This is a genomic window from Amycolatopsis sp. NPDC005003 (genome assembly GCF_053600695.1).
Genome location: NZ_JBSGAI010000017.1, coordinates 149414 through 163588, shown reverse-complemented (window position 1 = coordinate 163588; position 14175 = coordinate 149414). Strand labels below are relative to the sequence as shown.

Here is a 14175-nt window from a genome sequence, read left to right as displayed (position 1 = left end):
CACGGAAATGACGTATTGCCCTGGCCACCCGAGCCGGTGTTAACGTGACCGCGGCTATTTTTCCGCGCGCATTTGCCGCGGCGAAATCCGGGGGATACGAGCTCAGGCGGAGGGGTCCTGCCCATGCATCGAAGACAGCTGGCGATGGCGGCCGCGGTGGTGGCGGGATTTTCCCTGCCCGTTCCGGCGGCGGCGCAACCGGCCGCTCCGCCCGTCGCCCCCGGCGATTCCGGACCGCGCGGTTCCGGACCCCGCGGTTCCGGACAAACCGTCACGCTGATCACCGGCGACCGGGTGCGGGTGCTGCCGAATTCCCGCGGGAAAAACACGGTGGTGGTCGAGCCGGGCCCGGGCCGCGACCGGATCGGCTTCGTCCGCGAAACGAACACCTCCGGGCGCCCCGGCGACATCACCGTCGTGCCGTCGGACGCGCTGGCGCTCGTGGCGGCGGGCCGGCTCGATCCCCGGCTGTTCGACGTTTCCGAGCTGCTGCGCCAGCACCTCGCCGACACCACGGGCAGCGTGCCGCTGATCGTCACCTATGCCGCCGGCGCCCCCACGGCCACGCCACCGGCCACCACGGCCGTGCGGGACCTGCCGAGCGTGCGCGGCGCGGCCCTGCGCCAGGACCGGCGCCGCGGAACGGAGTTCTGGACCTGGCTCACCGCCGGGTCCGCGCTGCGGCCGGAGGTGGGCAAGGTGTGGCTGGACGGGCTGGCCGCGCCGGCCCTCGACGTCAGCGTGCCGCAGATCGGCGGTCCGGCCGCGTGGCAGGCGGGCTACACCGGCCGCGGGGTCACGGTCGGCGTGCTCGACTCCGGGGTGCGGGCCGACCACCCGGATCTGGCCGGCAAGGTCGTCGAGGCCCGGGACTTCACCGGAACCCGGCCGGACGCGAGCGACGACCTGGGGCACGGCACGCACGTGGCCGGCATCATCGCCGGGACCGGCGCCGCCTCCGGGGGCCGCTACCGCGGGGTGGCCCCGGACGCCCGTCTGGTCAGCGGCAAGGTCTGCGTCGCCTACGGCTGCCCGGAGTCCGCGGTGATCGCGGGCATGGAGTGGATCGCGCCCAAGGTGCGGGTGGTCAACCTGAGCCTCGGCGGGGACGCCACCGACGGCACGGATCCGGTGTCCCAGGCGGTGAACACCCTGACCGCCCGCTACGGCACCCTCTTCGTCGCCTCGGCGGGCAACGACCGCTCGCTCGACCTGCCCGAACCGGGACCGGTCGTCGCGCCCGCCGCGGCGGACGCCGCACTGGCGGTCGGGAGCGTGTCGGCCCAGGACACCACCAGCGCGTTTTCCAACCGGGGGCTGCGGCGCGGCGACCACGCGGTCAAGCCCGACATCGCGGCGCCGGGCGAGGGCATCGTCTCGGCCCGGGCCGCGGGCACGCGCGACGGCGACACCGCGCCGGTCGGCGACGGCTACGCCCGGCTTTCCGGCACGTCGATGGCGGCACCGCACGTCGCCGGTTCGGCCGCACTGCTGCTCCAGCGGCACCCGGACTGGCTCGCCGGCCGGCTCAAGTCCACGTTGACGAGCACTGCGAAACCCACCGCCGACGTGGTCGAGCAGGGTGCCGGCCGCGTCGACGCCGGGCGGGCGGTCACCCAGCAGGTCACCGCCACGACCGGCAGCCTCGGCTACGGCTTCGTCGCCTGGCCGCGCACCCGGCCCGTCACGAAAACCGTGACCTACCACAACGACGGGGACGCGCCCGTCACCCTTTCGCTGACCACGGACCCGGCGCCGCTGTTCACGCCCTCGGCGACGTCCGTGGTGGTGCCCGCGCACGGCGATGCCGACGTCGGTGTCACCCTCCGGGCGAGCGGGAGCGCTGCCGGGCAGTACGGCGGCCGGCTGACCGCGACCGCGCCCGGCGTCACCGTGCAGACCGCGCTCGGCGCCTTCCTGGAGGCGGAAAGCTACGACGTGTCCGTGCGGCTGATCGGCCGGGACGGGCGGTTCACCGCGGGCGTCGCGACGCTCGTCGACACCGCCACCGGGGCCGCGTTCGGCGTCCGGCCGTTCCGCGCCGACGGCACGGCCGTGGTGCGGGTGCCCAAGGGGCGCTACGACCTCGACGCCTTCGACGTGTCCGGTGATCCGACGGGCCAGACCCGGCCGGCCGCCGTCACGCTGCTGTCGCGGCCCGGCCAGCCGGTGACCGGCGACGTTTCGGTCACCTTGGACGCCCGTGCGGGCAAACCGCTGCGCGCGGTGGTCGACCGGGCGGACGCCCGGCTGCAGGGCGGCGAACTGGGTCTGGTGTCCGGGAACCCGGGCGGCACCCGCACGAACACGCTCGCCTGGATCGCCCAGCCGGGCACCGAGCTGTACGCGGTGAGCTCGGGTCGTGAGGTCACCGACCACACCTACGCGCTGTACTTCCGGGCGACGCTGGCCGCCCGGCCCGACGGCGACTACGTCTACCAGCTGGCGTTCCTCGAGCGCGGCCGCGTCCCGGCCGATCCCGTGTTCCGGGTGCGCGACCGGGACCTCGCGGTGGTCGACGCGCGGTACCACACCCAGGGGAAACCAGCGCAGAGCCTGCGCGCCGACGACGCCACCTTCGGCTTCCCGGGCGCCGACAGCGGGACCTACCAGCTCTCCGCGCCGGTCTTGCCGAGCCGGCGCACCGAGTACTACTCGACCGGGGTGAGCTGGCAGCACGTGGTGGCGGTGTACCCGGACCCGCTGACCGACGCGGAAACCCACTACTCGTACCGCACCTACCGGCCGGGGTACCAGCACTCCGGCTGGAACCGCGCCCCGGTCGGACCCGCTTTCGGCGCACCACAGGACGGTTGGGGCGTGCTCCGGTCCGGAAACCAGCTGGGGTACGCGATCCCGCTCGTGTCGGGCAGCGATCCGGAGCAGTACACCGCGCCCCCCGCGGGCCTCACCGGCACGGCGACGCTGTCACGGGACGGCGTCGCGCTGGCCACCGCCGCGAGCCCGGCCACCGGGGCGCTGGCGATCCCGGACGAGGCGGGCACCTACACGCTGCGGTCGGTGGCCACCCGCAGCGTGCCGTGGTCGGTCGTGGGGACCGCGGTGGACGTGGCGTGGACGTTCCGCGAGCCCGGCCTGGCGGCGCCGGCGAAACCGTTGCCGCTGCTGGTGGTCCGGGCCGAGGGCGCGGTCGACGACCAGAGCCGTGCCCCGGCGGGCAAGCCGTTCGTGCTCGCGCTGACCGCGCAGCGGCAGCCGGGCTCGGGCGAGTTCCGGCTGGCGGACCTGCGCGTCGAGGCGTCCACCGACGACGGTGCGAAGTGGACACCCGTGCCCACGGCCCGGATCGGCAACGGCGGCCTCGCGGTGGTGCGCAACCCGGCGGGCGAAGGGTTCGTCTCCCTGCGCATCACCGCCCGGGACACGGACGGCAACGCGGTGAGCCAGACCGTGATCAGGGCTTACCAGACAGCACCGTGACGGCGATGGCGGCGAGCGGGACGACGAAGGCGGCCCCGGTCAGGACCCTCAGTGCCCGGCCGTGGGCCCGCCATTCGCCGTCCCAGCCGTTTTCGCCGTCGTAGCGCAGGTTCGCCGTCGTCATCAGCGCGCGGCCCAGCCCGAACCCGGCGCCGGCGCCGAGCGCCGCCGGCACCGAAGCCGTGAGGGCGACGGCGATCGCGGCGACGTACGGCAGGCCGCTGGGCAGGTAGGTGCGCGCGCCGGTGCCCATTTCGAAGCCGAACTGGAGCGGGCCGAGGTGCCGGCCGAGCCGGAACACCGTCTCCGGCACCAGCCGCCGGTTTTCCGGCAGCCGGAACGACCACACGCCCGTTTCCCGCAGCAGCACCGCACCCAGCGCCGCGGCCACCACGGCCCAGGACGCGGCCGCCGGAAGGGGCGCGCGCAGCAGGGAACCCGCCACGAGCAGGACGAGCGCGGACAGGGCGCCGCCGCAGACGAGCCCGGCGCAGAACGCCAGTGTCGGAGTGCCTCGCCAGACCGGCGAGCTCAGCACGAAGGCCGAGTTCCGGCTTCAACTGGAGCCGCTGGTGGCGAACCCGGCGGCCGCGCACAGGACGAGCCACGCACCCGGCAGCAGCCGGCCGGGCGCGACCGCGAGCGCGAGCGTCACCGCGGCCGCGGCCAGCACGAGCCCGGCGGCGATCGTCAGCGGGTGCCACCGGCGCCGGGGAATCCCTTCGGTCACAGGGCGGCGCGGCAGATCGTCAGGTACGTCTGGCCGGTGTACCCGCCGCCCCAGAACGTGGAGAAGCCGTCGGAGCACCGGTAGACCTGCTGGTCCGGCGTCGTCCACCGCCAGGCGTTCTTGCCCGCGAACTGACCGCACGTGTTGGCCACCGGCTGGTGGTCGACCTGGATACCGCCCTCGTTCCACGTGCCGTACTTGTGCCAGCCCGCGTCGCAGTAGGTGCTCCCCCGCCAGTACCCGCCGAAGCAGGCGGCGTAGGTGTTGACGTAGGCACCGCTGGTGTCGGTCAGTTCGGCGTAGCCGGTCGGGTAGGCGTCCCGGCAGTCGTTGCGGTCGTAGCCCGGCATGCCGTACGGGCTGAACTCGGCGTTCGCCTTCCGGACGCGGGACAGGCCGGACCAGTCGAGGGCGGTCGCGCCGAGCGTGAGCGCGCCGAGCGCCACCGCGCGCAGGAACGTCCGGCGCGTGCCGCGGACCTTCAGCTTCCGGCCCGCGCGGGTGCCCGCGGCATCCGGCCCGGGGTGCTCAAGGTCGGGAATGTGCGCCAACTCCAGCGTCACCGGCTTCACCTCCTGACGTCGGACCGGCCCAGCCGGCCAGTGCGGCGTCCACTTCGGACGCCCGGACCGGCAGCAGCATCCGGCGGACCCGGCCGGTGCCGTCGAGCAGCAGCAGAACCGGCGGCGAGAGGTGGGAAACCGCACGCCACGCTTCGCCGTCGCTGACCACCGGCAGGCCGTGCGCGAGCTCCGCCCACGTCGCCGGGGGTTCGTGGGTCAGCAGGGTCGCTTCCGCGCCGAGCCCGGCCAGCCGCTCGACCACGGTCAGGCACAGCGGGCAGCCCGAATCGACCGCCGCCACGATCCGGCCCGCGAACCGGGGGCCGAGCACCAGCTCGGGCGGCGCGGCCGCGAAGCCGTCCGCGCTCCGGGCGACCATCCCGCGCAGCAGCCGGACTTCGCGCAGGACGGCCGCCAACCCGAAGAACAGCAGGATGATCGCCGCCCACGTGAGGAGGGTGAGCGCGGTCGACGGGGTCATCGGCGGTCCCAGGCCACGTCGATGTCGTCGAGCCAGTCGAGCCGTTCGCGCTCGGTCTTCGCCGCCGTGTCCGCGAGGTGCACCTCGGCCACGCCGGCCGGGCAGCCGAGGACGAAGGACCTCTTGGCGGACCCGGACTTCCAGACCTCGCCGTGTTTCGTGCGCGCGCCCGCGTGCCGCGGGAGCAAGGCCGCGGCCTGGCGCGGCGCGGGGATCGAGAGCGAACCGTGGTCCTTCACCACGACCACGAGGTGTTCGTTCGTCGGATCCAGCAGCGTCTCGGCGCGGGGCACGACGGTCATGCCGTCGACGTGGTCTTCGATGCGCAACGAGCCGAACAGGGCCAGCACGCGGTCGCGGCGGGGCGCCGGCCCGGCGTACACCGTCATCAGCTCGTGGTAGGCGCCGAGCAGCGTGGCCACGGACGACTGCCCGTCGCGGGCCTCGGCGACGACCACCTCCCGGCCGTGCACGACCAGCCGCTCTCGCGGGTCCGCCGGGGCGACGTGCGTGCACGCGAAGTCGTGGTAGCCGCGCGACCCGATCTGGAACCCGGTGCCGTACGAGCCGCCGACGAACCGGACGCCGGCCACGACGTGCGAAACGGGGGCCGCCGCGGGCAGGCCCACGGTCACCCGGCCCCCGCTCGGCGCGACCAATCGCAGCCGTTGTGCCCCCATGAGACCTCCGATTCCCGGAATCGCACCGGGCGAGAATAGCCGACGGATTACCCGGTGGCCACGATCGTTTTCCAACGGTTCCCGAATTGCTCCGAACGGGGACGGTACTTCTGTCGGCGAATAAGGTGGCGCCATGCTCACCTTCTGGTTCGCGGGAATGACGGCGTGCGGCGCGATTCTCCTGACCGCGGCCGGCGTGGCCCACGTGGTGCGCCACCGGGAGCACCGCGCGGTGCTGCGCGTCCACCGCCTGCTGCCGCCGTTCGTGGCCGCGCCGGCCGCCATCGCGGAAACCCTCGTGGGCGCGGCGATGCTCGCGACCCTGCTCACCGCCCCGGCGGCCACGGTACTGCCCGCCGCCGCGCAAGCCGGGCTGTACTGCGTGTTCGCCGGTTACACGGCGGTGCTGCGGACGCGCCGGCCGGGCGTGCCGTGCGGGTGTCCCGGCGCGGAGACGGTGTCGTGGCCGGTGGTGTGCCGAGCCGGAGCGCTCGCCGCGGCCGGCGCCGGGTGCGCTGTCCTCGGCGTGCCCGCACCGGCCCCGGACCGGTGGGCGTGCGTGGCCGCCGGCGTGGTCCTCGCGATGGCGAACCACCTGGTTCCGGCGTGGCGCGGAGCCGGCGGCCGCACCCCGGGACGCGCTTTTCGCTGATTCCCGGAGGTTTGCGGACGGTCGATTGTCCGGCCGCCGCGGAAATGGTCCACTGTGGATTCGGCGACGGGAGGGCGGTGGGCAGGTGCTGCGCGCGGACCGACCAGGCACCGGTCGCGGCCCACCGTCAGGGTCGCCTGCGCGCACCGCGGCCACGCCGCCCACCACCCCACCCCGCGCGACCCAGCTCCTCGGCCACACCCGGCGCCGCGCTAGCATCCCGGCGGCGGCCGCGCCGGGCGGGAGGCGAGCATGGCGGACGAACGCGGCGTCGAGGCCGTCGAGCAGTGGTTCCGGCGGCGAGGCCTGCCCGCCGTCGTGCGGGGGCGGCCCGCTCAGCTGCTGGTCCGGATCGGGCCTGCCGTGGTCTTCATCGCGGCCTGGCAGATCCTCACCGCCCTGCTGACCGCGGTCGACGGCGAAACCGATGCCGACTTCGACCGGCTGCTGGAAAGCAACCTCTTCGCGCTCGGCTACACCGGCCTGCTGCTGGGCCTGGTCGTCTTCCCCGCCCTCGGCTCCTGGCTCACCGCCCGCTGGGTGCGGCGCAAGCTGGTCGACCGGGGCGGCACCGCGCCCGCGGCGGTCATGGCGGCCGGGTTCGTGGTCGTCGTCCCCGTGGTCGACCGGGTGGTCGAAGGCGGCTCGGTGCCGCTCGGCCTCCTCATCCAGCTCGCGATCCTGATCGGGCTGTTCGCCGCCGCCTTCGTCGGGGTCGGCTCGATCGTCGGGTGGGCGCTGCGGGCCGCGTACCGCCAGACGCGGCTGCTCGGCGAGCTCACCAGCCGGGCCCTGCCCCTGTTGCTGCTGTTCACCGTCTTCGGGTTCTTCACCACCGAGATCTGGCAGGTCGGCGCCGCCCTGTCGCGGCAGCGGATGTGGCTGGTCGTCGGGCTCCTGGCCCTGGTCGCCGTGGTCTTCCTGCTCGCGATGCTCAAGGACGAGGTCACCCTGCTGACCCAGTCGCGCACCGCCCCGGTCGGCCTCGACAAGCTGCGGGAGACTCCGCTGGCGGCCTTCCTGGCCGAGGGCGTCCCCGCCGAACGGCTGCCGCTCACGAAGCTGGAACGGGCGAACATGATCCTCGTCCTGGTGCTGACCCAGGTGCTGCAGACCTTCGTGCTCGCCACCCTCGTGTTCGTCTTCTTCGTGGTCTTCGGCATCGTCGCGGTGCAGCACGCGGTGATCAAGGCGTGGATCGGGCGCGACCCCGCGAGCGGCACGCTGTTCGGCATCCAGCTGCCGATCCCCCAGGAACTGCTGCAGGTGTCGTTGTTCATCGCCGCGTTCTCCGGCCTGTACTTCGCCGCCTCGACGGTGACCGACGCCAAGTACCGCAGCGCCTTCTTCGACCCGCTCGCCGACCACCTGGCGGTCAGCCTGGTCGCGCGGGACCTCTACCTCGGCCGGCTCCTCGGCTGACTCCTCGGCCGACTCCTAGGCTGACCGAAGCGGCGGAAGTCCGGATTGTGCCGTCCGCCACCTTGTAGGTTAGGTAAGCCTGACCTTATCGTCCTCGTGTGTCCCTCGCTCCCCGCTCCGGCGTGCACGCCCGTGCGGTCGACGTCGCCTACGGCAGCGACGTCGTCGTGCATGCCGCCTCCGTCTCGCTGCACGCCGGGACCGTGACCGCGCTGATCGGCCCGAACGGCAGCGGGAAGTCGACGTTGCTGCGGGCGCTCGCCCGCCTGCACCCGCCGGTCGCCGGCGCCGTGACCTTCGCCGACGGCGCCGACCTGCGCGCGCTGTCCGGAAAGGACATTGCCAGGCGGATCACCCTGCTGTCGCAGCACCGGACCGCGCCAGGCGGTGTGTGCGTCCGGGAGCTGGTGGAGTTCGGGCGCCACCCGCACCGGTCGCGTTGGGGCGGCCGCGATCCCGAAGGGCCCGCCGCCGTCGAGCGGGCGCTGGCGCTGACCGGCTTGTCCGCCCTCGCCGACCGGCCCGTGCAGGCCCTCTCCGGCGGGCAGGCGCAGCGGGTGTGGCTCGCTGCGTGCTTGGCCCAGGACACCGCGTTGCTGCTGCTCGACGAGCCCACGACCTTCCTCGACCTGCGCTACCAGGTCGAAATCCTCGACGTGGTCCGCGATCTCGCCGACCAGCACGGCGTCGGCGTCGGTGTGGTGCTGCACGACCTCGACCAGGCCGCCGCGGTCGCCGACCGGGTGGTGCTGCTCGAAGGCGGCCGGGTCACCGCCGAAGGCTCGCCCGCCGACGTGCTGACGCCGGACAACCTCAGCCGCGCCTACGGCATCCGCGTGGACGTCGTCACCGACCCGGCCGACGGGCGGATCCACACCCGCGCGGTCGGCCGCTTCAACGCCACCACGGCTGTCTGACCCACCTGAAACAGGAGAAACATGCGGATCACCCGGATGCTCCTCGGCCTGTCCGCGGCCGCCACGTTCTTCGTGGCCGGCTGTGGCACCACCGAGGCGCCCACGAGCAACGCCGCCGCCACCGGCGGCGGCCCGATCACCGTCGTCGACGCGCGCGGCAAGGAGGTGAAGCTGCCCGGCCCGGCCAAGCGTGTCGCGGCGACCGAGTGGAACGCCGTCGAGCACCTCGTGTCGCTCGGCGTCATGCCGGTCGGCGTGTCCGACATCAAGGGTTACGGCCAGTGGGTCAGCGCCGAAAAGCTCGACGGCACCCCGAAGGACATCGGCACCCGTGGCGAGCCGAGCCTCGACACGCTCGGCTCGCTCGGGCCGGACCTGGTGATCGTCACCGACAGCGTGACCGAAGGGGCGCTCGAGCAGATCGAGGCGAAGGTCCCGGTCGTCGTCATCAACGGCGGCAACGCCAAGGACCCGATCGCCGGGATGTACGCCAACCTGGACACCATCGCCAAGGCCACCGGCACCGAAACCAGGGCCGCGCAGCTGAAATCCGGCTTCGAACAGAAGCTGACCGCCGGCCGGGACGCGGTGGAAAAGCTGGGCGCCGGTGGCCGGCAGGTCGCGTTCTCCGATGCCTACGTCACCTCTGGCTCGGTCAGCATCCGGCCCTACACCAAAGGCGCGCTGGTGTCCGCGGTGTTCGCCCGCCTCGGCCTCGAGACCGCCTGGCCGATGGACGGCGACGCGGTCTACGGCCTGGCGAAAGCCGATGTCGAAGGCCTGACCCGGCTGCCCGACGTGCGGTTCTGGTACATCGCCAACAACGCCGACGGCGACCCGTACCGGCAGGAGCTGGCCGGCAACGCGATCTGGACGAACCTCCCGTTCGTCAAGAGCGGCAAGGTGCACCGCTTCCCGGACTCGCTCTGGATGTTCGGCGGGCCGAAGTCGATGGCGCAGTTCGTCGACGCGGCCGTCGACGCGCTGAAGAACTAGCGTGGTCACCCTGACGCCCGCGGTCGCCGTCCGGCGGCGCGGGCGGCTCGCGCTGCTCGGGTGCGGGCTCGCCGCGCTGATCGTGCTGGGTTCGGCCGTGCACCTGACGCAGGGCACCGCGAACCTCGACGCGCTCGACGTGCTGCGGCTGGCCGTCGGCGGCGCGACCGGCGACACGACCGCGGTGGTCGTCGAGTCGCGGTTGCCGCGCCTGCTCGCGGCCTTGGTCGTCGGTGGCGCGCTCGGCGTGGCCGGCGCGGTGCTGCAATCGGTGTCGCGCAACACTTTGGCGTCGCCGGACACCCTGGCCGTCAACGCCGGCGCGCACCTGGCGGTGGTCGCCGTCGCGGCGTTCGGCGTCTCGCTGCCCCTGCTCGGCGCGACCGGGATCGCTTTCGCGGGCGGCCTGGCGGCGGCCGTGTTCGTGCTGGCGCTGTCCGGCACCGGGGGCACCGGGATCGTGCGGCTGGTGCTGGCGGGCACCGCGATCGCGCTGGCCCTGATCTCGGTGACCCAGGTCCTGTTGCTGTTGTACGCCCAGGAAACCCGCGGTCTCTTCGCCTGGGGCGAGGGAGCGCTGGAGCAGAACGGGCTCGGCGGTGTCCGCACGCTCGGGCCCGTCGCCGGCGTGGCGCTGGCCGCGTTGCTGGGCATGGCCCGGCGGCTGGACCTGATCCGCGTCGGCGACGACCACGCCAGGACCCTGGGTGTCCACATCGGACGCGTCCGGTTCGGTGCGATCGCCTTGGCGGTGCTGCTGGCCGCGACGGCGGTGACCTTGGCCGGCCCCATCGGGTTCGTCGGCCTCGCCGCGCCGGCCGTGGCCCGGCTGCTCACGTCCGTGGTGCCGGGCCTGCACCGGCACGCGGCGCTGCTCCCGTGCTCCGCGGCCCTCGGCGCGGTCCTCCTGCTGGGCGCGGACGTGCTGCTCCGGGCGATCATCGGCCCGCAGCGCGCCCTGGAAGTGCCGACCGGAGTCGTGACGACGATCCTCGGCGCGCTCTTCCTCGTGGTGCTGGCCCGGACGGCCCGGATCGCCGCCGGGCCCGCCGAACCGCCCGCCGCCGGCGCGCGCGGCGGGGTCAGCGCGGTGCGGTACCGCGTGGTGCTCGCCGGGCTGGTGCTCGCGGCGATCGGCGTCGCCGTGGGCGCGGTCCTGCTCGGTGACGCGAAACTGCTGCTGGGCGACCTCGTCAACTGGGTGAGCGGCCGGGCCGGCCCGATCGTCACCGGTGTGCTGGACACCCGCGTTCCGCGGGTGGTGGCCGCGCTGCTGGCGGGCGCGGCACTGGCGCTGGGCGGCGCGCTCACCCAGGCGGTGGCCCGCAACCCGTTGGCCGAGCCGGGGATGATCGGCGTCGTCGGCGGGGCGGGGCTCGGCGCGGTCGCGGTGCTCACGGCCGTGTCCGGGGTCGGGTTCTGGACGCTGACGGGCTTCGCGGGCCTGGGAGCGGCGTGCTCGATGGCCGTGGTCTTCGCCGTGGCCGCCCGGGGCGGCTTCACCAGTGAACGCCTGGTGCTGATCGGCTTCGGCGTGCACGCGGCGGCGCAGGCGCTGGTGACGCTGCTGATCACCCTGTCCGACCCGTGGAACGAGACCAAGGCGCTCACCTGGCTGGGCGGCTCGACCTACGGCCGGACCTTCGCGCACCTCGTGCCGATGGCGCTGGCCCTGCTGCTGGTGGCGCCGGTGCTGGTCCGCCTGCGGCGCGAGCTCGACCTGCTGTCGCTGGACGACGAAACGCCGCGGGTTCTCGGCGTGCCGGTGGCGCGGACGCGGTTGCTGCTGCTGTCGTGCGCCGTCCTGCTGACCGGCGCGGCGGTCGCGGGGATCGGGGTGCTGACGTTCGTCGGCCTGGTCGCCCCGCACGCGGCCCGCGCGATCGTGGGCAGCAGGCATTCCCGCCTGCTGCCCGCCGCGGCGCTGCTGGGCGCGCTCGGGGTCTGCGCGGCCGACACCGCCGGGCGCACCGTCATCGCCCCCGGCCAGCTCCCGGCCGGCCTGATGACGGCGATCATCGGCGCGCCCTACTTCGTGTGGCTCCTGTACCGGCACCGCACGAAGGCGGCGCGGGGACGCTGAGCCGGCCCGGTTCCGATTTCCCGCGCCCCGGAACCGGCCGGCCGCCCCTATTCGGCCGTGGTCTTCCCGCCGCGTCGCCGTCGCCAGACCACGGCCGCCCCGAGCAGCACCACGGGCAGGCCGGTGACCAGCAACCCCTCGGCGGGCGCCGGCACGACGTCCGGGTGCACCACCGAGGCGGCCAGGCCGGCCGCGCCACCGTGGAAGTTCTGGGCGGGCGGACCACCACCGCACCCGTTCTGCTCGTGCCAGTGCCCGGCGACTGCGTATTCGATGGCGGTGGGCATCCCTGACCCCTCCTCGGGCGGGCGGAGTTTCTCCGGAACCGCAGACCAGTGTGGCCCGGCCGGCCCGAGAATTCCATACCCGCCAACGCCTACCGGGGCTTGAGGACCTCCGTGGGCAGCCCGAGGGTTTCGACGATCCGCCGCACGGCGTCGCCGACCCCCACGAAGTCGTCGCCCAGCGGATCCATCACCAGCCGGCGGACCGTCGCGACGTGCGCGGGTGCCGAGGCCGCCAGGTGCGCGCGGCCGGCCGCGGTCAACGTCGCGGTCGTGAACCGGCGGCCCTGGCCGGTGCAGACCTCGCGCGTCACCCATCCCCGGTCTTCCAGGCGCGCCACGGCGTGCGAAATCCGCGGCAGTGACCCGTTGGCCATCTCCGCGATCTCGCTCATCCGCAGGCTTTCCCCCGGGACCCTCGAGAGCCGCGCCAGGATCATGTAGCCCAGCAGCGTCAGGTCGGCGTCCCGCAGCAGCTGGCTTTCCAGCGCGCCAGGCAGCGTGAGCAGGACCTTCACCAGGTTGATCCACGCTCGCTGCTCGTCTTCACCGAGCCGGGGGAACGGCTCCTCTTCACCCACGCCTTGACTTTAACACGCAACCCAAATTACGGTTTGAGTTGCGTGTTAAACCCAAGGAGGAGCGATGCCCACCACCCTCAAACCGACCGCGATCACCGTCCTCCGCCTCGGCTTCGCCCTCCTGGCGGCCGCCGCGGCGAACACCGCCATCGCCCTCGGCGCGCTGGCCCTCGACGACGGCGGGATCGGCATGGGCCTGTCCCCCGCGTCCTACCTGCCGGCCACCGCCGCCGGGCTGCTGCTGGGCACCGCCGGCTGGTTCGTCATCGCCCACAGGGCCCCGCAGGCGCTGCGCGTGGTCGTCCCGGCGGTGCTCGTCCTGACGTGGGTCCCGGACCTGCTGCTGTTCACCGCGGGCGCCACGGCCGCCAACGTCTTCGGCCTGATGCTCATGCACCTGGTCGTCACGACGGCGGTCGTCACCGCACTCCGCCCGACCCTGTCGCCGGCGGCCGGGAGCGCCCGGCCGGTGCCGACCGACTAGCTCGCCGAAAGGACGGTCCGGGAGCTCAGCCGCCCCTTCTCCGGCTCCCGCGCGACCTGCCCGGCCGCCACCGCGGCCGTCAGCGCGCCGACGGCGTCCTCGGCGCGGTAGATGGTTTCCAGCAGCGTGAAGTTCTGCAGCTCGGCGAGGGTGGCGGGGCCTCGCCGGGCCAGTTCCGCCACCAGCGCCCGCCGCAGCGGCAGCAGCTGCGGGGTGAGCGAGATGTCGACCAGTGTGCCCTCGGCGTCACGCGGGTCGCGGAAGCGGATGCCGGCGAACTCGTCCGCCGCCCAGAGTTCGGTTTTGAAGGTGCCGAGGTGCCGGCTGTCGGCGGTCGCGAACACGAGCGTCCGCGCGGTTCCGTCGTCGGCGACGAGCTCCACGGCGACCGTGCAGCCGAGCCCCGCGGCCCGCAGCCGCTCCCGGTGCTCCGCGCCGGCCACGTCCGACAGCAGCACCTCGTGCGCCTTGCCCCGCACCAGCGCCGGCGGCCAGGCACCGGAGACGTGCGCCAGCATCGGCCCGGCCACCCGGACGTCCCGCAGCTCGTCGACGACCCGGACGGCCAGGCCGTCCGGGGCCCCCGCCGGCACGGCGCGGCCGACGAGAACCGCTTCGAGGTGGTGCTCGTCCAGCCGGTCGGCGAACTCGGCGAAGACCCGGAAGGCGTCGGCGGCGAAGTCGCCACCCTCGACATAGGTGCCACCCCGCGGCGACCGCAGCACGGTCGCCGTCCACGCGTCGAGGTACCGCACCAGCACGTCTCGCTCGACGGAAACGTGCGGGTCGGGACGCCGGACGCGCTCGGCCACGCTTCCGGTTGTACCGCACTCGCGGGCCCCTCACCAACCGTTGGGGGGC

The 14175-nt window shown here is 74.0% G+C and carries 15 protein-coding genes; 7 read left to right on the top strand and 8 right to left on the bottom strand.

The window, feature by feature from the left end; genetic code table 11:
• Positions 1-123: 123 nt before the first annotated feature.
• Entirely contained in the window at positions 124-3441 is a 3318-nt protein-coding gene (locus ACWED2_RS21420; protein WP_449692229.1) for a S8 family serine peptidase, read from the top strand.
• Here ACWED2_RS21420 and ACWED2_RS21415 read toward each other — a convergent pair.
• The 5 genes from ACWED2_RS21415 to ACWED2_RS21395 are packed head-to-tail and all read right to left on the bottom strand — an operon-like array spanning position 3416 to position 5895.
• Positions 3416-3979, bottom strand: a complete 564-nt coding sequence (locus ACWED2_RS21415) for a hypothetical protein (protein WP_449692228.1) — start codon at positions 3977-3979, stop codon at positions 3416-3418. The genes ACWED2_RS21420 and ACWED2_RS21415 overlap by 26 nt on opposite strands.
• Positions 3980-3997: 18 nt before the next feature.
• On the bottom strand, positions 3998-4171 hold the full coding sequence (locus ACWED2_RS21410) for a hypothetical protein (protein WP_449692227.1): 174 nt from the start codon (positions 4169-4171) through the stop codon (positions 3998-4000).
• Positions 4168-4734, bottom strand: coding sequence for a hypothetical protein (locus ACWED2_RS21405; protein WP_449692226.1), 567 nt, complete (start codon positions 4732-4734; stop codon positions 4168-4170). Before ACWED2_RS21405 ends, ACWED2_RS21410 begins: the two co-directional genes overlap by 4 nt.
• Positions 4700-5215: a hypothetical protein gene (locus ACWED2_RS21400; RefSeq protein WP_449692225.1), complete on the bottom strand. Its 516-nt coding sequence runs from the start codon at positions 5213-5215 to the stop codon at positions 4700-4702. Before ACWED2_RS21400 ends, ACWED2_RS21405 begins: the two co-directional genes overlap by 35 nt.
• Positions 5212-5895, bottom strand: a complete 684-nt coding sequence (locus ACWED2_RS21395; RefSeq protein WP_449692224.1) for a hypothetical protein — start codon at positions 5893-5895, stop codon at positions 5212-5214. Before ACWED2_RS21395 ends, ACWED2_RS21400 begins: the two co-directional genes overlap by 4 nt.
• A gap of 133 nt (positions 5896-6028) precedes the next feature.
• Between ACWED2_RS21395 and ACWED2_RS21390 the strand changes: the two genes are divergently transcribed.
• The 5 genes from ACWED2_RS21390 (at position 6029) to ACWED2_RS21370 (ending at position 11965) form a co-directional block, all read left to right on the top strand.
• Positions 6029-6547, top strand: coding sequence for a MauE/DoxX family redox-associated membrane protein (locus ACWED2_RS21390; RefSeq protein ID WP_449692223.1), 519 nt, complete (start codon positions 6029-6031; stop codon positions 6545-6547).
• Positions 6548-6799: 252 nt separating this feature from the next.
• Positions 6800-7969: a hypothetical protein gene (locus ACWED2_RS21385; RefSeq protein WP_449692222.1), complete on the top strand. Its 1170-nt coding sequence runs from the start codon at positions 6800-6802 to the stop codon at positions 7967-7969.
• Between the two features lie 98 nt (positions 7970-8067).
• Positions 8068-8886, top strand: a complete 819-nt coding sequence (locus ACWED2_RS21380) for an ABC transporter ATP-binding protein (RefSeq protein ID WP_449692221.1) — start codon at positions 8068-8070, stop codon at positions 8884-8886.
• Between the two features lie 21 nt (positions 8887-8907).
• Entirely contained in the window at positions 8908-9882 is a 975-nt protein-coding gene (locus tag ACWED2_RS21375; protein ID WP_449692220.1) for an ABC transporter substrate-binding protein, read from the top strand.
• Position 9883: 1 nt separating this feature from the next.
• The gene (locus ACWED2_RS21370; protein ID WP_449692219.1) at positions 9884-11965 is read left to right on the top strand and encodes an iron ABC transporter permease; all 2082 of its coding nucleotides are present in this window, start codon (positions 9884-9886) and stop codon (positions 11963-11965) included.
• Between the two features lie 47 nt (positions 11966-12012).
• Here ACWED2_RS21370 and ACWED2_RS21365 read toward each other — a convergent pair whose 3' ends face one another.
• Both ACWED2_RS21365 and ACWED2_RS21360 read right to left on the bottom strand, forming a co-directional pair.
• The gene (locus tag ACWED2_RS21365; RefSeq protein WP_449692218.1) at positions 12013-12252 is read right to left on the bottom strand and encodes a hypothetical protein; all 240 of its coding nucleotides are present in this window, start codon (positions 12250-12252) and stop codon (positions 12013-12015) included.
• Positions 12253-12341: 89 nt separating this feature from the next.
• The gene (locus tag ACWED2_RS21360; protein ID WP_449692217.1) at positions 12342-12830 is read right to left on the bottom strand and encodes a MarR family winged helix-turn-helix transcriptional regulator; all 489 of its coding nucleotides are present in this window, start codon (positions 12828-12830) and stop codon (positions 12342-12344) included.
• Between the two features lie 64 nt (positions 12831-12894).
• On the opposite strand from ACWED2_RS21360, the gene ACWED2_RS21355 reads away from it, so the two are divergent.
• Positions 12895-13314: a hypothetical protein gene (locus tag ACWED2_RS21355; protein ID WP_449692216.1), complete on the top strand. Its 420-nt coding sequence runs from the start codon at positions 12895-12897 to the stop codon at positions 13312-13314.
• On the opposite strand, the gene ACWED2_RS21350 is transcribed toward ACWED2_RS21355, so the two are convergent.
• Positions 13311-14126 carry a hypothetical protein gene (locus tag ACWED2_RS21350; protein WP_449692215.1) on the bottom strand — a complete coding sequence of 272 codons (816 nt, stop codon included), beginning with the start codon at positions 14124-14126 and terminating at the stop codon, positions 13311-13313. The two genes, ACWED2_RS21355 and ACWED2_RS21350, sit on opposite strands and share 4 nt — an antisense overlap.
• Positions 14127-14175 lie beyond the last annotated feature (49 nt).